At 62.7% G+C, this 22049-nt stretch carries 17 protein-coding genes and 3 pseudogenes; 13 read left to right on the top strand and 7 right to left on the bottom strand.

The features are described from left to right. The 9 genes and pseudogenes from thiC to EN745_RS03660 all read left to right on the top strand — a co-directional run. A partial coding sequence (gene thiC, locus EN745_RS03705) for a phosphomethylpyrimidine synthase ThiC (RefSeq protein WP_127420562.1) occupies positions 1-1170 on the top strand: 1170 nt, incomplete at its 5' end. Beyond that, positions 1167-2168, top strand: coding sequence for a glycine oxidase ThiO (gene thiO / locus EN745_RS03700; RefSeq protein WP_126057621.1), 1002 nt, complete (start codon positions 1167-1169; stop codon positions 2166-2168). The genes thiC and thiO, both read left to right, overlap by 4 nt. Continuing rightward, positions 2137-2334 carry a sulfur carrier protein ThiS gene (thiS, locus tag EN745_RS03695; protein WP_126057620.1) on the top strand — a complete coding sequence of 66 codons (198 nt, stop codon included), beginning with the start codon at positions 2137-2139 and terminating at the stop codon, positions 2332-2334. The genes thiO and thiS overlap by 32 nt, the downstream gene beginning before the upstream one ends. A gap of 1 nt (position 2335) precedes the next feature. Continuing rightward, positions 2336-3109: a thiazole synthase gene (locus EN745_RS03690; protein WP_126057619.1), complete on the top strand. Its 774-nt coding sequence runs from the start codon at positions 2336-2338 to the stop codon at positions 3107-3109. Continuing rightward, positions 3106-3711 (top strand): thiamine phosphate synthase, encoded by a 606-nt coding sequence (locus tag EN745_RS03685; protein ID WP_126057618.1) that lies wholly within the window; start codon positions 3106-3108, stop codon positions 3709-3711. The genes EN745_RS03690 and EN745_RS03685 overlap by 4 nt, the downstream gene beginning before the upstream one ends. Next, positions 3702-4517, top strand: coding sequence for a hydroxymethylpyrimidine/phosphomethylpyrimidine kinase (locus EN745_RS03680; RefSeq protein ID WP_126057617.1), 816 nt, complete (start codon positions 3702-3704; stop codon positions 4515-4517). Before EN745_RS03685 ends, EN745_RS03680 begins: the two co-directional genes overlap by 10 nt. A gap of 627 nt (positions 4518-5144) precedes the next feature. Next, positions 5145-5369 (top strand): DUF982 domain-containing protein, encoded by a 225-nt coding sequence (locus EN745_RS03670; RefSeq protein ID WP_245454712.1) that lies wholly within the window; start codon positions 5145-5147, stop codon positions 5367-5369. Between the two features lie 531 nt (positions 5370-5900). Beyond that, positions 5901-6533, top strand: a complete 633-nt coding sequence (locus EN745_RS03665) for an Hsp20/alpha crystallin family protein (protein ID WP_126057616.1) — start codon at positions 5901-5903, stop codon at positions 6531-6533. Between the two features lie 29 nt (positions 6534-6562). Then, positions 6563-7345: pseudogene (locus EN745_RS03660) on the top strand (sensor histidine kinase); the annotation flags it as partial. A 298-nt stretch (positions 7346-7643) separates the two neighbouring features. Here EN745_RS03660 and EN745_RS03655 read toward each other — a convergent pair. Together EN745_RS03655 and EN745_RS03650 are read right to left on the bottom strand one after the other, a co-directional pair. Next, positions 7644-7926 (bottom strand): annotated as a pseudogene (locus EN745_RS03655) (transposase); the annotation flags it as partial. Further along, positions 7826-8038: a hypothetical protein gene (locus tag EN745_RS03650; protein WP_126057615.1), complete on the bottom strand. Its 213-nt coding sequence runs from the start codon at positions 8036-8038 to the stop codon at positions 7826-7828. The pseudogene EN745_RS03655 and the gene EN745_RS03650, both read right to left, overlap by 101 nt. A gap of 122 nt (positions 8039-8160) precedes the next feature. On the opposite strand from EN745_RS03650, the pseudogene EN745_RS35920 reads away from it, so the two are divergent. Further along, positions 8161-8674: pseudogene (locus EN745_RS35920) on the top strand (transposase); the annotation flags it as partial. Between the two features lie 314 nt (positions 8675-8988). Here EN745_RS35920 and EN745_RS03640 read toward each other — a convergent pair. Next, positions 8989-11571: an EAL domain-containing protein gene (locus EN745_RS03640; protein ID WP_127420561.1), complete on the bottom strand. Its 2583-nt coding sequence runs from the start codon at positions 11569-11571 to the stop codon at positions 8989-8991. 422 nt (positions 11572-11993) lie between these two features. On the opposite strand from EN745_RS03640, the gene EN745_RS03635 reads away from it, so the two are divergent. From EN745_RS03635 to EN745_RS36780, 3 genes are read left to right on the top strand one after another with little or no spacing between them, the layout of a single operon-like run. Then, positions 11994-14465 carry a hypothetical protein gene (locus tag EN745_RS03635; protein WP_245455307.1) on the top strand — a complete coding sequence of 824 codons (2472 nt, stop codon included), beginning with the start codon at positions 11994-11996 and terminating at the stop codon, positions 14463-14465. Beyond that, entirely contained in the window at positions 14425-15357 is a 933-nt protein-coding gene (locus tag EN745_RS36785; RefSeq protein ID WP_245455306.1) for a shikimate kinase, read from the top strand. The genes EN745_RS03635 and EN745_RS36785 overlap by 41 nt, the downstream gene beginning before the upstream one ends. Continuing rightward, a complete protein-coding gene (locus EN745_RS36780; protein WP_306462658.1) occupies positions 15245-15787 on the top strand; it encodes a shikimate kinase in 543 nt (180 codons plus the stop codon). The genes EN745_RS36785 and EN745_RS36780 overlap by 113 nt, the downstream gene beginning before the upstream one ends. A gap of 541 nt (positions 15788-16328) precedes the next feature. On the opposite strand, the gene hutH is transcribed toward EN745_RS36780, so the two are convergent. The 4 genes from hutH to EN745_RS36775 all read right to left on the bottom strand — a co-directional run bounded on the left by hutH (position 16329) and on the right by EN745_RS36775 (position 21729). Then, positions 16329-17816 (bottom strand): histidine ammonia-lyase, encoded by a 1488-nt coding sequence (hutH, locus tag EN745_RS03630; RefSeq protein ID WP_127420560.1) that lies wholly within the window; start codon positions 17814-17816, stop codon positions 16329-16331. 261 nt (positions 17817-18077) lie between these two features. After that, entirely contained in the window at positions 18078-19919 is a 1842-nt protein-coding gene (gene recQ, locus EN745_RS03625; RefSeq protein WP_127420563.1) for a DNA helicase RecQ, read from the bottom strand. Continuing rightward, positions 19919-20065: a hypothetical protein gene (locus tag EN745_RS35915; RefSeq protein WP_189347473.1), complete on the bottom strand. Its 147-nt coding sequence runs from the start codon at positions 20063-20065 to the stop codon at positions 19919-19921. The genes recQ and EN745_RS35915 overlap by 1 nt, the downstream gene beginning before the upstream one ends. Beyond that, complete coding sequence (locus EN745_RS36775) at positions 20062-21729, bottom strand: hypothetical protein (RefSeq protein WP_245487624.1); 1668 nt, start codon at positions 21727-21729, stop codon at positions 20062-20064. The genes EN745_RS35915 and EN745_RS36775 overlap by 4 nt, the downstream gene beginning before the upstream one ends. Between the last annotated feature and the right edge of the window lie 320 nt (positions 21730-22049).

Here is a 22049-nt window from a genome sequence, read left to right as displayed (position 1 = left end):
GCCGAAGAGGTCGAAAAGATGGTGTGGGCGATCCGCTGGGGCGCCGATACGGTGATGGACCTGTCGACCGGCCGCAACATCCACAACATCCGCGACTGGATCGTGCGCAATGCACCGGTGCCGATCGGCACGGTGCCGCTCTATCAGGCGCTCGAAAAGGTCGGCGGCATCGCCGAGGACCTCAACTGGGAGGTCTATCGCGACACGCTGATCGAGCAGGCCGAGCAAGGCGTCGACTATTTCACCATCCACGCCGGCGTGCGGCTGCACTACATACCGCTGACCGTCGACCGGGTCACGGGCATCGTCTCGCGCGGCGGCTCGATCATGGCCAAATGGTGCCTGCACCATCACCGGGAGAGCTTCCTCTACGAGCATTTCGAGGAGATCTGCGACATCGCCAGAGCCTATGACGTTTCCTTCTCGCTCGGCGACGGCCTTCGTCCCGGTTCAATCGCCGATGCGAACGACGCGGCGCAATTCGCCGAACTGGAAACACTTGGAGAACTCACCAAGATTGCCTGGGCAAAGGACTGCCAGGTGATGATCGAAGGCCCGGGCCATGTCCCCATGCACAAGATCAGGCAGAACATGGACAAGCAGCTCGCAGTGTGCGGTGAGGCGCCGTTCTACACGTTGGGGCCGCTGACGACCGACATCGCGCCGGGCTATGACCACATCACCTCAGGGATAGGTGCCGCCATGATAGGCTGGTTCGGCACCGCAATGCTTTGCTACGTCACGCCGAAAGAGCATCTCGGCCTTCCCGACCGCAACGACGTCAAGATTGGGGTGATCACTTACAAGATAGCCGCCCATGCAGCCGATCTGGCGAAGGGCCATCCGGCAGCGAAAACCAGGGATGATGCCCTTTCGCGCGCGCGCTTCGAGTTCCGCTGGGAGGACCAGTTCAACCTGTCGCTCGACCCCGAAACCGCACGGTCCTTCCACGACCAGACCTTGCCCAAGGAGGCGCACAAGCTGGCACATTTCTGTTCGATGTGCGGGCCGAAATTCTGCTCCATGCGCATTTCCCACGACATCCGTGCCGAGGCTCAGAAGGAAGGCATGGCGGCAATGGCGGCAAAATACCGGGAGGGCGGCGATCTCTACATGCCGGCGGACGAGACTGGCGTACCGGTCGTGCCGGAGGCTCCCAAACCATCATGAGGGTGCTCGTCAAAGGGGCCGGCGTTGCCGGCCTCACCGTCGCTTTCGAACTCGCCGCCCGCGGCGCGACGGTCACAGTCGCCGAGATGCGGCATGGCCTTGGCGGCAACGCGTCGTGGTTCGCCGGCGGCATGCTGGCGCCATGGTGCGAGCGCGAAAGCGCGGAGCAGCCGGTGCTGGATCTCGGACGCGACGCTGCCGACTGGTGGGATGCGGTGCTGTCGGGTCAGGTGACACGGGCCGGGACATTGGTCGTGGCCGCGCCGCGTGATGCCGGTGAGCTTGACCGGTTCGCCAGTCGCACGTCAGGGCATAGGCGCGTCGATGAAAACGAAATTGCGCTCCTGGAACCCGACCTCGCCGGCCGCTTCCGGCGTGGATTGCTCTTCCCCAACGAGGCTCACCTCGACCCACGCCAGGCGATGGCGGCACTTCATGACAACCTTGCGACCATGGGTGTCAAATTCCACTTCGGCTGCGACGCCCGGCCTGTTTCGGGTTTCGCCCGTCAGATAGACTGCATGGGAATGGCAGCGGCCGATGACAGGCTGCGCGGTGTTCGCGGCGAAATGCTGATCCTTCGCACGCCTGATGTCTCGCTGTCGCGGCCGGTCCGTTTGCTTCATCCACGCTTTCCGCTTTATGCCGTGCCGCGCACCGATCACCGTTTCATGATCGGAGCGACGATGATTGAAAGCCAGAGCGCCGGACCGGTGACGGCGCGTTCCATGATGGAGCTGCTGGGCGCCGCCCATGCCCTCCATCCGGCCTTTGGTGAGGCCGAGATCGTTGAAACCGGTGTGGGTGTCCGTCCGGCATTTCCCGACAATTTGCCACGCGTCGAAACAGACGGTGAGATCATCGCGATCAACGGTCTTTATCGTCACGGTTTTCTCCTCGCCCCCGCCATGGCGCGCCAGGCTGCCGGCCTGGTTTTCAGTCAAGACAGAACCAAGGAGCATGCTCATGAAACTGATGGTCAACGGCGAGGCGCGTGAGATTGCCGCCACCACGCTGGCCGAGTTGCTTGCCGCGCTCGACTATGAGGGCGATTGGCTCGCCACCGCCGTCAACGGCGACCTCGTGCACAAAGCCAACCGCACGGAGTTCCAGTTGAGCGACGGCGACCGGATCGAAATCCTCTCGCCCATGCAGGGCGGCTAGCATGTTGGAGCTTTATGGAACCGAGCTTTCGTCGCGCCTGCTTCTCGGCACCGCTCAATATCCTTCGCCGGCCATCCTTGCCGATGCAGTCAAGGCGTCGGGCACGTCGGTGGTGACCGTCTCGTTGCGGCGTGAGATGGCGGGCGGTAGAGCCGGCGAACAATTCTGGTCGTTGATCCGCTCGCTGGGCGCCAGAATCCTGCCCAATACCGCCGGCTGCCTCTCCGTCAAGGAAGCCGTCACCACCGCGAAAATGGCGCGCGAGGTCTTCGGCACCAACTGGATCAAGCTCGAAGTGATCGGCAATCACGACACGCTACAGCCGGATGTGTTCGGTCTGGTTGAAGCCGCCCGCATCCTGTGCGAGGACGGCTTTGCGGTATTCCCCTATACCACCGACGATCTCGTTGTCGCCGAGCGGCTGCTGGAAACGGGCTGCAAGGTCCTGATGCCGTGGTGCGCACCGATCGGTTCCGCCTTGGGACCGGTCAACATGACGGCGCTGCGCTCGATGCGCGGATATTTCCCTGGCGTCCCGCTGATTGTGGATGCGGGGCTCGGACGGCCGTCGCACGCGGCCACCGTCATGGAACTCGGCTTTGACGCCGTGCTCCTGAACACAGCGGTCGCCAAGGCGGCATATCCGGTCGGCATGGCGCGTGCTTTCGGTAAGGCGGTCGACGCCGGTCGTGAGGCGTTCAGTTCGGGAATGCTCGAACCGCGCGACGTCGCCGTGCCATCGACACCGATGGTCGGCAGGGCCGTTTTTTCATGAAGCTCGATCCCTTTTATCTGATCGTCGACAGCGCTGCCTGGATCGAACGGCTGGTCCCACTCGGAGTCCGGCTTCTGCAACTGCGCATCAAGACCGTGGATGAGGCTGGGTTGCGCGCGGAGATCCGCACCGCGAAGGCCTTGTGTGCTCGATACCAGTGCCAACTCATCGTCAACGACCACTGGCGCCTGGCAATCGAGGAAGGCTGCGACTTCATACATCTCGGCCAGGAGGATTTGCAGACCGCTGACCTCTTGGCGATACGGGCAGCCGGCGTAAGGCTCGGACTGAGCACACATGATCATCAGGAGCTGGAAACGGCGATGGCCGCCGAGCCTGACTACATAGCGCTTGGACCCATCTATCCGACCATCCTGAAGAAGATGAAATGGGCGCCGCAAGGGGTCGAACGGATCAGCGAATGGAAGCGCCAGGTCGCGCCGTTTCAATTGGTCGCCATTGGTGGCCTCAACCCTGAGCGGCTCGACGGTGTCTTTGCGGCTGGCGCGGACAGCGCGGCGGTGGTGACCGACATCACGCTCAACGACGACCCCGAGGCGCGCACGCGAGAATGGATCGAAAAGACGGACCAATGGCGCTGAGGCGAGAACCACATGTGCTTGTCGTCGGTGGATCGGACTCCAGTGGCGGTGCTGGAATTGCACGCGATATCGAGACGATCTCTGCCATTGGCGTGCGCACCTGTCTCGCCGTCACAGCGCTAACGGTGCAAACGCATGACGCCGTGATCGAAATCTATTATTCGCCACCTAGCCTGGTGGCCAATCAGATGTGCGCCGCGCTGCAGGCCAACGACGTGGCCACAATCAAGATCGGCATGCTGGCGACTGCCAAGATCATTGTTGCCGTTGCCGCAGTGCTGCGCAAATTTCCGCATGTCCCCGCAGTACTCGACCCTGTGCTGGCCTCCACCTCAGGCCGCGCACTTCTGCAAGCAGGCGCTATCGCTGCCATGAAGCGCGATCTTATGCCGCTTTGCTGCATTGTCACGCCCAACCTCCCTGAACTGGCGCTCCTTAGTGGCTCCGAACTGGCAGTGGATGAGGACGGAGCGCTCCAACAAGGAAAAAGACTGCTGGCCGCCGGCCCTCAAGCCCTGCTGATCAAGGGTGGGCATGCGTCGGGAACCCGGTCGACCGATATTCTGTTACGCTCCGGGCACGAACCCATCCGCTTCGATGCACCGCGCCTTGCCACATCGATGCGCGGGACAGGTTGCATGCTGGCCAGCGCGATTGCGGCGCATCTGGCGAAGCCGAAGCCGCTCGAAGACAGCGTGCGCGAAGGCAAGCTGTTTGTCTTGGAGAGGCTTCAGAAATGCCGGCTGAATAACCACAGCGTTCTGCGTCCAGCCAAGCAGACCCATTTTCCAGAATTTTTCCCGTAGCGAGACTAGAGAAGGGGCTACTGCTTCTCTATGCCATCCTCACAACGCGTTGAGTTTCTCACTGCCAATTATGCGACTTTCGAGGTGCAAATAGCGAATATCGAGTTCTTAGTGACAGAAACGACCGGAATTGGTTGCGTGGATCACCAGGTCGCTACCGATTGGGTCAGCGACTCAATAGAACGTCACATCTCTGTCCACACTCGAGCTTATTTGCCGCAAACGCGTCGAGCCCCGCGTCAATCGGTCTTATAATAGTATCCGGGGCAGCTCCAAAGCTGTGGCATCGGCTACCCGCCGGCCGTGGCGCTTGCTGTTCGAGCGTCGGACGCCGCCTGCCATTGAACATCTGATGGGCTATTGGGTGGCGGCGACACACTCATCCAGGTGCAACTGGCTTTTTCAACTCGGGAACCAGCAGAAGCCTTCGCTGCGTCGCAACATTTGGATTATGTCGTACAGCCCGATCTTCCAGAGAAAACAAGACCTAACGTTCGAAACCTGTCACGCAACCAACCACCGAATGAAAGATCCAGCGTGCGATCGCAGGGAGGTAAGAATAACCGGTCTGGCTTTCCTATCGCCGGTCCAGGTTAAGACCAACGACGTCGTCACGACATCAACACAGTGCGCGAAGCGCTCGTATTCCTGAATCAGTGGCCAAAAGCGCGTCGGGGACCGGTATTCAGTTGCGCGGTGAGAAGCAGCAACGCAGCGATCGCCGGACAGATGACACCCGAGCAGGCGCGGCAAGCATTGTGGGATTTGCCAGGATTGCCGGCGTGCTGGCCAAATCTGATTTCGTCGTTGGTGGCGACTGATTTAAAGCTGCAGGAAGATCACCGCCGGTAACGCGTTGGCCCGCTGCTCGCCAAGACGGAAAGAACGCCGCCTTGTGAGTTCCAATAATGGGCGATGCGGGAATTGCACATGTCTGTGCCCATCTGTCCGGCCGAAATGCAAATGGCGTCACTGGCGAAGGTCAGCGAACGCGGCACGCAGGGCTGGATTCTTTTGACTTGCGGCAAGCCGACATAGGTGCTGGCTTGATGTCTCGGTCACTGCGACGTGTCATGCCGATTCATTCGTCAGCTACCATGACGATGCGGCGCGTCGCCTGCGATCAGTTGATCGAACCGCGGTGCAATTCGGGACGCTTCGTCGATCCCGACAGTTGCGCAAAGGGAAGCCAAATCAGCGACTAGAGGCAACGTGGCTACGGATTCGAAGGGACCCCGCTGTTGCCGAAGAGGTGACTGGTGGAATGTCAAAGATCACCTCGTGAAAGGCCATTTGGGGCCACCTAATGATAAAGCCGGATGCCGCTATCGGGTCCTGGCACGGGAATGACGGTCCGGCCCTACGGTGGATCGAGTTCGGTTCATGTCGCTTCGCAAGGAGGATGTGTTCCGGCGTCTGCCCGAACCCCTCTTTCTCGCATTCTGCGAGGTTGCGCGATCGGGCCGCTCGGTCTCTGTGCTGATCGCCCCTCCTGTTGCCATCGATCGATTCCGCTTCCGGTGCGCACGCACGTGTCGCGCGTGGCAATCATGCAAGGTCGTGAATCATAGGAGGATGTACATGCTTTTGTCGGATTTCGGCCGCATCGGGTTCGATCCGTTTGTGGAAATGCGGCGCATGCAACAGGAAGTAAACCAGCGTTTGGCCGGGCTGACCGCCAGCGCCGCTCAGGAGTTTCCGCCGATCAATCTTTGGACTGGCGAGGACAGCGTGGCGGTGGCCGCGGAACTGCCGGGGATATCACCTGACGAAATCGGCCTCACGGTGCGCGAGAACATTCTGACATTGAAGGGAACGCGCGAGCCTCGAACGGAGGACGAGAAATCCGTCTGGCACCGCCGTGAGCGCGCCTATGGGACCTTCTCCCGGACAGTGCAATTGCCATTCCGCGTCGACCCGGAACGGGTCGAGGCGCGTTTCGCCAACGGGCTGCTCGAAGTCGAGTTGCACCGGCCGGAGGCGGATCGGCCGAAGAAGATCCAGATCAAGGGATAGAGGGAGGCAAGCATGGCTCAGGAACGCGGATCGGCCGTCGCACCATGCTGCTCAATGCCCGCAAGGTGCTTTACGACCATAGTTCGGCCATCACCATCCTTCTCGCCTTCAATGACATAACGGCCCGTCGTATCATCGAGCGGGAGAAGGAAGAACTGCTCGGTCGCACCGAAGACCTGCTTCGGCAGAAAGACGTCCTGCTGCGCGAGATGGAGCATCGGGTTGCCAACAGCCTGCAGATCATTGCCTCGATCCTGTTGCTGAAGGCACGCTCGGTGACGTCGGAAGAGACGCGCCAGCATCTCAAGGACGCCCATCAGCGCGTTCTGTCCGTGGCCGAGGTGCAACGCCATCTCCACACCTCCGCCGGCGTCGACGAGATCGATGTCGGCTCTTACCTACCGAAATTGTGCAGCAGCCTCGCCTCGTCGATGGTCGGCGAAGCCCAGCCGATCACGGTCACCGTAATGGCCGAAGGCGGCAGGATAGATTCGCAAAGGGCAGTCAGTCTGGGACTAATTGTCACCGAACTCGTGCTCAACGCCATCAAATATGCTTTCCCCAAGAAGAGAACCGGCGCTCGCATCCAGGTGAGCTACGAGACCGCGGGCAGTGACTGGAAACTGACGGTTTCGGACAATGGCGTCGGCAAGATCGCCAACGACGTACCGGCTACCGGACTTGGAACAGCCATCGTCGAAGCACTGGTGAAACAACTGGAGGCCAGGGTGGAGATTATCAGCGATATTGACGGCACCAGCGTGTCGGTCACCCGGGCGACGTTCACCTCGCGCGTGCCGCGAGCGGCGTAAAAACCGTTACTACGATGCTGCCTTCCGGACATCGCCTGATGTCCAGGGGATCTTCTGCCGCCACGGCCTTGTCCCCGGAGCGCAGGACTGCCAGTCGCATCGCATAAGCCGAAACCTCTCAGTCGGTTGAGGGCGCTTCCGATGGCCAAGATCCGCTTTTTTGGCGTTCAGCCGGTGGGACCAAGCTCTGAAGCTGACGCTGCGCAGGTCTTTGCGTGGATGACTCGGTGCGGTCGGTAAACTCGAAGTGGCGGTTGTGTGCGTCAAGTTCTGCAAAATGGGGCGGCCACGATGCTGGTCATGCGGCTTGGCGTAGAGCGAGCTTCTTGTGCTCGCGCAGGTCGTCAATGTTGATGTAGGGCCTCCATCCAGTTTTCGTTGGTTTCGACAGCCGGCGCCCTGACGAGGCGCAGGCAGCTTTCGGCGTTGGGGAAGATGCGCACGACATAGGTGCGCCGGCGGATTTCCTCATTGAGCCGTTCAAGCATGTTGGTGCTCTTGAGATGCTTGTGATGCTGGCGCGGCAGGCAAAAGAAGGTCAGCGTGCGCTCGATGGTCTCCTCCACCGTCGTCCATCTCGGCCTCGAGCACCTCCTGCATCACCGCACGGATCATTTCGTGAAGTCCGTCCGGGTCTGAAAGCAGAATGTCTTTGACGGCAGCGCTGGCGGTCTTACTTTCAATCTTGGTCATGGTGGCGTTCCTTCGCGGGAATCGGCGACATGAACAATCACCAGATCCCATGGCGACGGATGGATAGCGGCGCGTGCTCTGGCAGAGTGACGCTGCTAACAAACACCCCGCGGAGGAACACCATGCATGTAGTGGCCGACCGATCCGAAACTCTGACTGCTATCCGGACTGGTCTGGGCGCAATCTTCGTATCGCTGGAGCTCAGCCGTTCAACCTGGCTGATCTCGTCGTTGTCGCCAGGTGGCGGCGAGAAGTTGTCGAAACACAGTGTCCCCAGTGGTGATTTATCCGCCTTGTTCCGTCGCTTCGATAGCGTGCGAGAGAAGGCAAGAGCACGCATGGGGCCAGACTTCCCCGTCGTCGCTATCCAGGAAGCCGGGCTCGATGGCTCCTGGATCCATCGGGTTCTGAGCAAGGCGGGGATCGAGAGCTACGTCGTTGATCCCGCTTCTATCGCAGTGTCTCGTCGCAGTCGCCGAGCCAAAACCGATAAGATCGATGGTGAAACGCTCGTCTCTCCTTGCCTTCAAGCGAGGCGAACCGCGCATATGTGCAATGGTCAAAGAGCCAACACCGGAGCAGGAGGATCGCCGGCGTATCTGTCGTGAACGCAAGGTACTGACGACCGAACGGGTATATAAAACGCCGCTCACTCAGAATGGTCTCGTCGCCCGAGCCCAGCGGCCGTAGGCGGGATGTTGGTGCAGCCGTGAAGAGCAGCGACCGAATGTGAGGTTGATCTGCTCGGTTACGAGCAGAGTCCTGCAAGTCGGGTTCAACCTGGATCCCATAATCGATATGACAAGCTAATCCCACTTTGACCGGCGCTCAGCACACCTAATTTCGAGCCGCGCCGACCTACACACCCGCTATCGACATGATCCGAGTGGCGGCCTGAACTAGGCCGGCAAACTCATGTTCGTTGGCACTGTTTTTCGCTTGCATCCCGGTTAGGCGGGGACAGACGCCCTACTGCGACGCCTGCCCGGCTTGTCCGTGTCTCGCTCGCCTGACGTTTCGGGTTCGGGCTCAATGATCTCGCCCGCCACCACGGCGCGGGTCCGCTCCAGCATCGCGGGGATGTCCCGCGCGGGCAGCGGGCGGCTGAGCAGGAAGCCCTGCGCCTCGGTGCAGCCTTCTCTTCGGACCCGTTCCAGCTGCTCCACGGTCTCGACGCCCTCGGCGGTGGTCTGCATCCCGAGGCTGTTGCCGAGGCTCGTGACCGCTCGAATGATGGCGACGGAACTGTCGATATCTCCGGCGTCCGTGATGAAGGATTGATCGATCTTGATCTTGTCGAATGGGAACGAGCGCAGATAGCTCAAGCTCGAATATCCGGTTCCGAAGTCGTCCATCGCGATATGAACGCCGAGCATGTGGATATGTTGCAGCATCGAGAGAGTCGCCTGGCTGTTGGCCAGCAGCACTGTCTCGGTGATCTCAAGCTCAAGCCGGCTGGGGGGCAGTCCCGAGATATCCAATGCCTCGACGATGGTGGAGAGCAAGCGCGCGTTGCGAAATTGCGCCGGGCACAGATTGACGGCGACCTTGATGCTACCGGGCCAGCTTGCCGCGTCGAGACAGGCTTGCTTGATAACCCATTCACCGATCGGGACGATGAGGCCGATGTCCTCGGCCAGCGGGATGAATTCTCCCGGGGATACGATGCCGCGCGTCGGGTGATGCCAGCGCAGCAGCGCCTCGAAGCAGCTGACCTCGCCGCGGTCGAGATTGAGGAGCGGTTGGTAGTAGATTTCGAACTGCTGCCGCACCACCGCTTCGCGCAGGTCGAGTTCGAGAAACCGCCGCGCCTGCATGCGCGCATCCATTTCCGGTTCGAAGAACCTGTAGGTTCCGCGGCCTTCCGCCTTCGCCCGGTAGAGCGCCATGTCGCCGGTCTTGAGAAGTTGGTCGGCGTCAATGCCATCGTCCGGCGCGATCGAGATGCCGATGCTGGCGCTGATCATAACCCCGTGGCCATCGACGACATAAGGTGCGCTCAGCCCATCAATGACCCGTTGGGCAAGAGCTGTCGCCTCGACCGGCTGATCAACCGCGGTTTGAATGATCACGAACTCATCGCCGCCGAGCCTTGCCACGGTGTCGCCTTCACGGGCCACCTGTTTCAGTCTGGCGGCGACCTCCTTCAGCAAGGCGTCGCCAACCGGGTGCCCCAGCGTGTCGTTGACCATCTTGAAATGATCGAGATCGAGGCAGTGGAAAGCAATCTTGCTACCATCACGCCGCATCTCGACCAAAGCCTCCTCGGCGCGTTCGCGGAACAATATGCGATTTGGAAGCTCGGTAAGTCCGTCGTGGCGCGCCATGTATGAAATCTTGGCTTCGCTCCGCCGCAAGTCGGTCACGTCATGGTGAGTGGCAAGCCACCCGCCGCCCGGCAGTGGCTGATGGATGAGGTCGATGGTGCGTCCGTCCCTGAGTTCCACCAGGCTCACCGTCCGCTCTGCGCGATCGATGGTCTCCGTCAGCTGCTGCACATACTTTTCCGGGTCATGGCCGGCATAGAGGCCCGCCGCGATCCGGAACCGCATCAAATCGATCCACGGCGTGCCGGGACGAGTCAGGGGCTCCGGCACATGGTAGAGATCGGCGTAGCTTTGGTTGCACAGAACCAGCCGCCTCTCCGCATCGAACATGCAAAGCCCTACGGGCATATTGGCGGCGGCCGCGGCCAATTGCTGCCGCTCCAGCTCGGCTTCTCGGGCCAAGGCATCGCTGCGCTCCAGGCTGGCCCGGTAGCCGGCAAAGGCCGAGAACAGCACTCCAACCTCGTCCTGCCGATCCCTTTTCAGCGCAATGAGACTCGAACGGCGCTCGCCCTGCGCCAAGCAACGCATCGCCTCGGTCACGGCGAGGATCGGCTTGCTGACATTGTGGCGTATCCAGGCGACAAGCCCACCAAGACACCCGGCGGCAAAAAGAACTGCCAGCCAAGTCAATCTTTGCGCAACGGTGTAGGTCCTGTCCGCCATCACCGCCGCGGCCGTGCTGCGCTCGTTGGTGAGGGCCAGCAGGTCGTCCAATCGCTGCGTGGCGGCGGCAACGGTCGGGAGCGATACCGTCTCGAACTCCTTGACAGCCATTGTTCGCCCTCCTGTTTCGAGGAGCGGGAAAATCGATGTCAGGGAATCTTCGTAGGCCGTCCATAGGTTGACGAACTGGTCGAACAGCTGCTGCTCGGCCAGCGATCCGGCACTCCGGCGATAGGCGCGCCGACCTTGCAGTATTTCGTCGCTTTCCCTCGCCATCTCCTTCTCAATGCCGGCTATCTGCGCAGCCTCGGCAGTGCGCACGCGCAACGTCGCATAGAGCTGGTGTTCCGCGAGGTTGCGCTTCATCTCGCCGACGATCTGGACCTGGGGCAACCAAACGCTGGTGATCTCGCTCGTGACCTTGTTGAGTGATCGCAGTTGCGCGACCCCAAATACTCCCACGGCCACGACGCACAGCAGCGCCAGCCCAAAGCCCAACGAGAGCTTGGTCCCGACGCTAATGTCCTTTAGCCCTCTCATCTAGAAAACTGCAAACGCAAGACCAGTCCTCGTCAAATAGCATCGAGCTTTAGCGAATAGTAAAAGTATTCCTAGTGTCGCGTCTAAGGTATTAATGCTGGCTTAAGACTGCGTAATCCCCTAGAGGATCGACCAAACCACGTTGTAAAAGGCCGGCGGATGAAGCTCACCGATTTCCATATGATCCGATGACGGGCCTACAATGAGATCGAGGTGCTCGCACCTAGTCTTGGAAGCCGCTTGCAGCTTCTTTCACCGCACCGTGGGATCGGCCTTCGATCCCCTTCGAATGTAGCGAGGCCAGCCCATATTATGCACGACGATGGGGCTTTGAGGCTGGCAGTCGAATCTATGATCGGCAGTGTTCATCAGCCGAGGAAGGAGCGCCGCGGCGCGCGCCGAGGCGGTGCGCGAACTCGAGCGTGATCGCCGAGATCGAGGCGAAGGAGCCGCTCGAAGCGCTCGACACCTTCATGGCGCAGAACGCATCGATGATCCAGGCCCAGCATGCAGCCTCCAGCTTCGATGTCCATCGGGTCCTTCAGGCCATGGACCACGAGCCGAGACCGCCGCAAGGCGATGCCGGACTGATGCGGCTGCCGGTGGTCGACATGCAAGGCCGGCCGCTGGCCAGCGAAGCCGAGTTGCGCTATTCCATTTTCCACCGCTTGACCTCGGGCGCGGTGAAGGTGGTGGCGGTGCAGCTAAAGGGAACTCCGACTGGAGCCATGCTGACACGCACGTTCACCGTGGAGGGCGTGCCCTACCGCATGGACCTGTTCGGCGGCAGCAAACTGAAGCCGCCGCAAAAGAGCCTGAACCAGCTTGCCTCTCACCTGCCTTTCACGGCCGCAGAGGCCCCAAGCGGCAAGCTTTTGGCGATCCCCTATGCCGAGACGGCTCCGGGTACGGCCTTTGAGCAGCTGTCGCGGGCCTGGGCGCCGTTCAAGGAAGCCTATTACTATACCCAGCGCCGCGGATTTGCCGCGCCGCCGGGCATCCCCGACATTGGCCCCCATGATTATGCGCTGGAAGGGTGCTTCAAGCTGTCCCTTCTGCCCGACCATCCCGCAGGCGCAGTGCATCCCTTCCGGTTCGAGGGGCGAGACGGCGAGATCGCCTTGCGGCCGCATGACGGCTGCGGCTTCATTAGGGCCTCACTGGCCGAGCGCATGCCGTCCATTGCCCGGGCTCGCCACGACGCTCCCGAGCGGATGCCTGCCTATGCCGATAAAAGGCAATCGGCGGTACCGCCCTCGGCGCTGCAACATTATCCGCGTAGCGTCGAGGTAGCACAGGAGACCCGCGAGAAGGCTCAGGCTTGGCTCGAAACCCATCAAAGCCTCACCGCCGAGGAGCTGTTCCGGACGGTCACGGGCGGGCATATCGAGGGTTCGAGCGCTATCGCCGTGCCGTCCAGCGACGAATGCCTGCATGTGCCGACGGGCAAGAGCAAGACCTTGACCCGTGACGCTGGCGTGCTTGTCGGACGCTCCCCCTATGACAAGCCCAACCTGCGCCCGTTCGCCGCCGACCGGGTCAGGTCGGCGCGCGATGGCGACCGGACCGCGGCGTTCCTGGATCGGTGCGTGGCCTTCCAATATAGCTTCAACTTCGCGCACAGGTCGGGGGCTGGGCTTGCCGCCGACGATCCGACCTTCTTTGCCAAAGGCATCTTGATCGTTGTGCCCGACGAAATGTGGCCGGCGGACTTCGCCGAGCGCGGGGTCGTGATGTCTGCCGAGGACGTAAAGTGCCATTCGTACTGGCTGGAGGAAAAGGACCGGGTCAAGGCCGACACCGCGCTCGAGTGCGTCGGCATCCTGCAGGCGACGGAGGTGTTCGCGCCCGGCTCTTTGGTTGCGGTTCCAAGCGTCGAACAAAAAATGCTCGACGGCGATTTTGATGGCGACACCGTCGTCATCATTGGCGACCAGCCTCGCCTTTACGAGCATGTGCGCCAGTTCGACGCGCAGCTGCAGGCGCGCGGCATCGCCTCGATGAAGCCGCCGAAGTCGCACACGCCGGCCATTGAGAAAAGCGGCTACCAGTTCACCCGGTCCAAGCAGATCCTGTCGGCCACCGGGCTGGTGCTGGAGACCTACAGCTGCCTGCAGCGCAACGTGCTGGCGCAGCCGCTGGAGGCGCAACGCTGGTTTGCCGAGCGTGCCATCTTCGGCACCTACGAGGGCATTCATAATGAGCTCAAGGCCGACATCCGCGCACTGTTGCAGGAAGATCGGCCGGATGGCCAGGCCCTCCATGAGCTCATCGCCAGGGCGAGGGAAGACAGCAAGGCCGCCAGGCATCCGGTGGCCTGCGAACTGGCCGCGTTGTTAGTGGCCGAGCTCCAGGACTGGAACCTGCAGCTCAATAGCGAGCCGGCTCATGAGCAGTCGGAAGTCAAGCTGCATGAAAGCGCCATCAATCTGTTGAGCGTCGGCATCAAGGTCGGCACTGACGCCTACAAGTCCGATACCGGTGCGCGGGTGTTCATGCAAAAAACCACCGAATTGCAGCGGCTCTTGGAGCAGAGGCCGGGCTTCAAGTCGGCGCCATATGTCAAGGCGCAGGCGGCAAAGCTCCACCAGGGCCGGTTCGACGTCGATGGCAGCCTGGCGGATCTGAAGGACAACCCCACGCTGGCGGCATCGGTCATGGAGGCCTCGATCAGACTCGCCGTCGAAAAGCGCATTCTGCTCAGCGCCTTAGCAATCTCGGCCGAAGACGACCGCGCCAGCACGATAACGCTGAGCAGCGAACAGGCCCTTGAGCGGGCCAGGCTCGAAGCCGCCCCCGCCGAAGCGCAAGAAAGCGCGATTACCAAAAATTGTGCATGCGGTTGCCGAGCTTTTGCGGCAGGACGGCATCGAGGTGAAGGTGCCGCATCTTGACCAACGGTCGGGCGGGCAGGTCTGGATAGCCGACGAGTTGACCGGCCAGAGCGTGAGCACGGCGCCGGAGGCCCAACTGGTCACCAATGCCGTGCGCCATGTCTTCGAGATCCCGGACGAGGCTTTTACGCGCGCCTTCAGGAAGGCGGCACTGGCCTTCGAGGAGCGGGACTGCAGCGAGGTCGAGACCACCAACTGGGTCATCAGGATGGACAGGCCGCGGTTACGCGGCGTTCACACGGCGTTCAGAACCGCGCAGAACTATCGCTTCGAGGTCGAGTTCCCTACGCCGGCCAGTTATCGGGCCGAGCTCGCGCACCGCGCGCAGAGCTCACAGCTAGTCCCCATTCCCCGTGGTGCCTGGGAGATATTACACTGGGACTCGTCAGGAGAAAGCAGGTCGAGGGCGGCAGGGACCTCCAGGTCGCCCATCGTCGCAAGACAACAGATTGCGGTCGCTCGCTCGCCGCAAGCCGGCGAGATCCTCGCGGCCCTCGGTACGCGGCCGGTCGTGCTCGTCGGCATGCCGGCGAGCGGCAAGTCGACCATCGGCGCCCAGCTTGCCAAGGAGTTGGGGGTGGAGTTTGTCGACATCGATAAGCATATCGTCGCCGATCACGGCAATCTGATGGAGATGTTCGCCGACCCTGGCCGTGGCGAGGCGCACTTCAGGGACCTGGAGACCAAAGAGCTCGCCAAGCAGCTGGAGAGAGGCCCCATCGTCATCGCAACCGGCGGCGGCTGCTTTGGCAAGGAGTCCAATCAAGCCCTGATTCTTAATAAGGCGAGGTCGATCTGGCTCGACACCCGAGCTGAAAGAGCTCCGCAGGCGCCTCGAGAGGGACACCAGCCGGCCGCTGCTGCAAGGCGCCGACATCGAGCAGAAGGTTGACCAGCTGTACGAAGAGCGCAGTCCGTTCTACCAAAAGGCCGATATCAGGTTGCCCCTCGTCCCGCCCTTTCAAAAAGACAAGAAGGACGCCCGCATTTGCGTGAAGGAACTCTACGCTTTCCTGTGCAGCGACAGAGAAGCCGCTCTGCCCGCTGCCGAGATATCACATGTCTCCGGTGCTTCCGGCACCGCCATCAGCATGTCCCCAACAGCTCAGCGCATGCACGATGATCATCACAACGGCTACGATTGCGGGGGCGGCGTCGTGGAAACCATCCAGGCGCCGGCGGCACTATTGAGTGAAAGGGAACGGCCGCCGCTCCTCGACACCCTCACCGCCGACCCGCAGCCTTTGCTGGCCGGCAATAACGCACGAGCGAATTTAGCGTCTTCCACGAGAAGCAGGGAACGCTCAAGTCGAGGACGATAGCTTAGGCGTCGCAGGTTTGGTGCAGGGTGCGGGTTCGCACCGAATGCTAATAAAAGTGGGAAACGCATGCATAAGTCGTGAGAAGCCTGATGGCCGAGTTGATCCGGCCTGGATGACACAAACGTACAAAGACGAACCGCCGGTGCCGGGTCGCGCGCCAAATCCTGGTGATCGACCGGAAAGGATCAGCTCCGAGTCTAAACGGCATCGTCAACTTAATGAAGCGCGGATACTATGACAGAGTGACCCAATCCACCGCCGCGCCATTGCGTCGGTTTCGACAGATAAGATGGATTGGGCAGGCGAGCTCAAAAGAGCGATTGTAAATCGCAGTTGTAGCAGTGTAACAAACTGCGTAACAAAAAGCGCGAAAAGATTAGCATTTTCAGCAGGATAGGCGTGAAACCGAATCCCTCCCTCTCCGCCATCCTGCTCGCTCTTCGAGCTTCGCGGAACAGCCCGCTCCGTCGCGCGAAGCAGGTTGCCCCTCCGAAGCTTTAGCGCAGGAGGGCGGCTCGGAGCCTCTCCCGACATCCGCCTTTCACTGCCCCACATCGGCCTCGCGGATGAAATCGCGCAGCTTTTCCATGTCCCAGGAGAGCGGGCGGTCGTCGCCGTAGTGCGCGACGCGCTGGCGGATGGCGCGATAGATGGCATCGGTGCCTGGCGCCCGTGCCGCGCGGTCGGACAGGAAATCATGCGCCTGCGCGGCTGCCATGAGTTCGATCGCCAGAATATATTCGGCGTTGTCGATGACCGCCAAGAGCTTGTTGGCCGCCACCGTCGGGTGCGCCAGGAAATCTTCCTGCAAGCCGGATGTGACGCCGCCGTCGGTTGCTGCCGGCGCGGCAAGGCGCCGATTGACGTTGCTTAGCGAAGTGGCGGTGTACTGGGCGATCATGAAGCCCGAATTGCAACCGCCTTCCGCCGCCAGAAATGCCGGCAGATTATTGACCAGCGGATTGACCAGGCGGTCGATGCGACGTTCGCTCATGGCGGCAACCTGCGCCAGCGCAATCGTCAACCCGTCGGCGATCTGCCCGAGCGCGGCCGCGACCGGATGCGCCTGCGAAAACACCCGCGGGTCATCGAGCGAGCCGGATACGATGGGATTGTCGGTTACCGAAGCCAGTTCACGATCGACCAGTTGCGCGGAACGCTCCAGCACCTCACGCGCCGCGCCATGCACATGCGGCACCGCGCGGAGGCTGAGGGCGTCTTGCGTGCGACTGCCATGCGCAGCCGCGATCAGCCCGCTGCCGTCGAGCAGGCGCCGCAATGAAGCGCCAACCGACTGGATGCCGGGCGAAGGCCGCATGGCAAGCACATCTTCGTCGAAGGCCGCCATCTGCCCGCCGGCGGCCTCCAGCGTGAGCGCCGCGGCGGCATCGGCCCAACCCAATAGACGCTCGGCGCGAGCCACCGCGATGCTTGTCAGGCCGGTTGCGCACGCCGTGCCGTTGACGAGGCTCAAACCTTCCTTGGCGCCCAGCACCAGCGGCTCGAGGCCGATCTCGGCCAAAGCCTCGCGACCGTTCATCCTGCGCCCGGCGACCCTTGCCATGCCCTCGCCGATCAGCACCAGCGCTATATGGGCATTGTGCGTGAGATATCCGGCGGATCCCCGAGAAGGAACTTCCGGAATGCAGCCGCGCTCGAGGAAGGTGAGCAGATTGCGGACGATCTCAGGCCGCACGCCCGAATGGCCATGCGCGAAGTTTGCCACCTGCACGGCGATGATGGCGCGGATGCCGCGTTCGGGCGCCAGTTCGCCGACGCCGCAAGCGTGGCTGAGAATGATGTTGCGCGACAGCTTCTCCTGGAGGGCCGGCGCCACCACCTGGCTCGAAAGCGCCCCGACGCCCGTATTCACACCATAGGCGCGGATGCCCTTTTCGACGAGGCTTGCCACGATGCGGTTCGCATGCGCGATGCGATCCCAGGCGGCCGGCGCCAACGCCAGCTTTTCGCCGTCTCCCACGCGCGCGATGTCGCGCCAATTTGCGGCATTGTCGATGATTATCGTCATTCGTGCATTCCACTTGGGGCTGACAGCCCTCAAAACCTGCGCTGGTTCCTCCAGCAGCGTCGTACCTAGAGCTTTTCCGGCACAGCCTTTGTCGGAATTTCGCCGCGGCGGGGGAAAAATTCAGCGGAACGTGGCTCCTGCCGATCGGCGTTCGGCAACTGCCGGCCGGAATGCGCGGTTGCGATCGCCGGACGTGGTCTGGGCAGACAGGGCGTCCGCGGCCCGGGAGTTTGTCCCTCGGTCTCGGCGGTTGCGCCTGACCTAGACCGCGCGATGCCCCGCGATAGCTTCGAGAAAGACCTCGCCGAACTCCCTCAGCTTGGCCTCGCCGACGCCGTTCACCTCGGCGAAGGCGTCGAGGTCGCGCGGGCGGCGGTCGGCCATGTCGATCAGCGTGCGGTCGGAGAAGACGACATAGGCCGGCACCTGGCGTTCTTTAGCCAGGCGCAGCCTCAGCGTCTTGAGCGTGGCGAGTAGCGCGGCATCCACGCCTTCCATGTCCGCTCCGCCACCCTCGGCGGAGCGCGCCTTGCCGCGCATGGAGCGGTGCCGGGTCTCGACGCGATACTCGAACGAGCCCTCGCCGCGACCGAGCACATGGCCGCTGTCGGAGATGGCGATACCGCCATGGCCGGCCGGATCGGGCACGAGAAACCCGCCTGCGACGAGCTGGCGGATCAGCGACAGCCACGCAGGCCGCTTGTGCGCCATGCCGCTGCCGAAGCTGGCAAGCCTTTGGTGGCTCCTGGCCAGCACCTTCTCGGTCTCATGGCCGAGCAGGATGTCGATGACATGGGCGGCGCCGAAACGTTCGCCGCTCTGGGCGACGGCGGCAAGGATCAACCGCGCCTCGGCGCTGCCGTCGGCGCGCGGCACCTGCTCGAGGCAGTTGTCGCAATTGCCGCACGGCTCGGCCAGTTCGCCGAAATAGCCGAGCAGCACCTGGCGCCGGCACTGCGCCGTCTCGCAATAGCCGATCAGCGTGTCGAGCCGGCCATGCGAGCGGCGCTTGTGCTCGGGCGCCGCATCTTCATCGTCGATGAACATGCGGCGCGTGCGGATGTCGCCGAGGCCGAACAGCATATGCGCCTCTGCCGGCCGGCCGTCACGGCCGGCGCGGCCGATCTCCTGGTAATAGGCTTCCAGGCTGCTGGGCAGGTCGGTGTGGACGACATAGGCGACGTCGGGCTTGTCGATGCCCATGCCGAAGGCGATGGTGGCCACCATGACGACGCCGGAGAGCGTCATGAAGGCGTTTTGATTCGCTTCACGCGCGTCCTTGCTCATGCCGGCATGATAGGCGAGCGCGGTGACGCCGTTCTTCTCGAGGAAGGCCGCCACCTCCTCCGTCTTCTTGCGCGACAGGCAATAGACGATGCCGCTGCGCCCTGGATGGCGTTCGATGAAGCGCAGCAACTGGCGCTTGCTGTCCTGCTTGGCCTCGCTGGCAAGCTTGATGTTCGGCCGGTCGAAGCCCAGCACCAGGGTCTCGACGCGCCCGGAGAACAGCCGGGCTTCGATGTCGGCGCGAGTCCCTTCGTCCGCCGTCGCCGTCAGCGCGATGACGGGCACATCCGGGAAGATGCCGCCGAGCCGCGACAGGTCTTCATATTCGCGCCGGAACGCTGGCCCCCATTGCGAAATGCAATGCGCCTCGTCGATGGCGATCAGGCGGACGTCGAGCCTGGCCAGCGCATCGAGCATGCGCTCGGTCATCAGCCGCTCCGGCGCGAGATAGAGCAGCCGCGTCTGGCCCGACGCGACACGGCGCCAGGCGGCGACATTGGCCTCGCGGTCGAGCGAGGAATTGATCGTGTCGGCGGCCACACCCGCCAGACGCAGCGCCGCGACCTGGTCCTGCATCAGCGCCACCAGCGGCGACACGACGATGGTGAGCCCGCCCAGCACCAGCGCCGGGACCTGGTAGCAGAGCGATTTGCCGGCGCCGGTCGGCATCACCGCCAGCACATGGCGGCCGTTGAGCAGCGCTTCCATCACAGCGGCCTGGCCGGGGCGAAAATCGTCGTAGCCGAACACGTCCTTGAGGACGCGATGCTTGGCATCCCGTGCATCCGCCGGGACGCTCGCCGCCGATCTATGCATCACCCGATGGTCCCCGGTTTGGTCGAGGCGATGGTCTTAAAGGCAAGATCGCCCGAGCGCCACCCGCCGCGTGTGCCGCCTGCGTTCTGGTCGGCTGCCAGCGGGCGGATCATGCGCCGCTGCAGGCGCTCGATGACGCGACTCACTGTCCACGTTCGCCCTTTCCGGCGTTCAGATCTGACGGCAACTCATAACCGAATTCGCGGCAGAACATCTCGACGCGGGTGAGGAAGGCCGGCGGCAGACCCTGGAGATAGGTCCTGAGCGCCTCATTGCGTTCCCATTTCCGCAACGAGGTGGCGCGGATCGGATTATCCGCATCGGCGCTGAAGCGGATCGCCGGCGCGAGGCCGAACGCGCCGGAGATCCTCGCCTGCGCGGCATCCGGCTCGGCAATCAGATCCTCATAGCGCAGGTAGAGGATCTTGCGCGCCGGCTGGGCCTCGCGCAACCGGTTCAAGCCGGCATACTCCGCCCCCCAGCGTTCGGTCGTGACATGAAAGGGGCGCAGATGCACCGTCTGCGGATGCGCGCTGGTCAGCACGTCGAAAGGATGGCGCACACAATAGATCAGGCCGATGCCGGCGGGCAGTTGCCATAGCTGCTCGTGGCTTTGGGCAGTGCGCTTGACGACGAGACTGGCATGCGGGCGTTTCAGTTCGAGCAGCTTTGGAAAGGGCGATTCGAATTCATGGACATAGGTGTCGTCGAAACAGCCCATCAGCCGGCGGGCGAGCGTGGTTCCGCTGCGCGCGCAGCCGGCTATGAATATCCGCCTGGGCTGCTTGGTCCGGATCCCGAGGCGTCGAAGCCGTTCCGACAGCGGCGAGGCCACCCGGCGAATGGTTCTGGCAAGCCGGTCCGCCATCCGCTCCGGCATCGAATGGATTTCGGCCAGCGCTATGCCGCTCTCGCCGGCGGCGGCATAGAGCAGCCATGTCCGGCCGTCCTCCTCGAAGATCGCCGGATCGCGCAAGGCGTTTTCCCGGCCTCTTGCCAGCCCCGTCCGGCTGCGCCGGACAGGCTCGCCATTGCCTTCGAATCCACATGACGGCCGCAGCAGTTCGGTCTTGCCCCGCACCTTCCAGCGTTGCCAGTCCGGCGCGAGGTCGACGGTCCCGTGGAGGATCCGCTCCGGCGCATCGCCCCGGCGCGTGTAGTAGACCCTGAGCCGCTCGCCGCATGTCTGCACGGCGACATGCCTGGGGGAGAGACGGCGGCCCGAGGCAGGCAACAACACGGGGCCCGGCTCGAAGCCCGAAAGCCCGTCGCTGGAGCGCGACAGCGTGACGGTGCCGGTGCCGAAAAGCCCGTACCACCAGCCACCGTGGCGGAAGATCCGCGCATAGGATGGCCCGAGCGGCTCCGGACGGGGCTCGAAATGGATGCCGTCGGGCGAGGTTGCAGCAAAACTCGTCTGGCGACGGCCGCCGGCCTCGGTCGGTCCGTGAAAATACATGACCAGGCGGCGGCTCTGATCGTCGACATGCACGTCCGGCGAAGCGATGTGCTCTCGCAGGAACGGGCATTGTTCGAGCGACAGCGCCCCGCCGGGATGGACCCGCCACGGACCCTGCGGCGAATCCGCGTAGGCGAGCCGGATATACGTGCCCGTGTGGTGGGCGAAATAGAGATAGTAGGCGCCGAGCCGGCCCGGCAGCCAGTCGGGTACCCTGATCAGCGACGGGCCGTTGATGTTGTCGCCATCGTCGCCCGGCAGCATGCCCGGCGTGATGATGGGCCCATGTCGCCGAACCGCCAGAACGACGCGAGTCCCGGGCTGACAAGCCTCTTTCCGGCCTTCGTTCAAGCTTTGCCTCTCCGCCCACGAACATGGTCAGATACGTGCATTTTCAGGTGCCTGCAAATGGCCTGGCTTATCCACAGGCGGGAGCGTCGCCGTGAACCTCATTCGAGCCCGCGTTAAACCTATCTTCACCATGTTGCGGCACCGTCCCAGTCCTGCGGTGATGTTTTGAGTACCGCGGCGCCATACGCGCCCAGGCAACATACCCGCGCCTCCCCGGAGGCGCGGGTTTTCTGTTTCCGTGCGCGGCAGATCGCCTTTGACTCCCCAGGACGGCTTCAGTATCAGCGGCCGGACCAGAGCGCGCCTCGATCGAGGCCACC

The sequence above is a fragment of the Mesorhizobium sp. M4A.F.Ca.ET.022.05.2.1 genome (assembly GCF_003998845.1).
Lineage (GTDB): Bacteria > Pseudomonadota > Alphaproteobacteria > Rhizobiales > Rhizobiaceae > Mesorhizobium.
The sequence above is the reverse complement of the archived record's forward strand: the minus strand, read 5'-3'. Positions and strand labels throughout refer to the sequence as shown.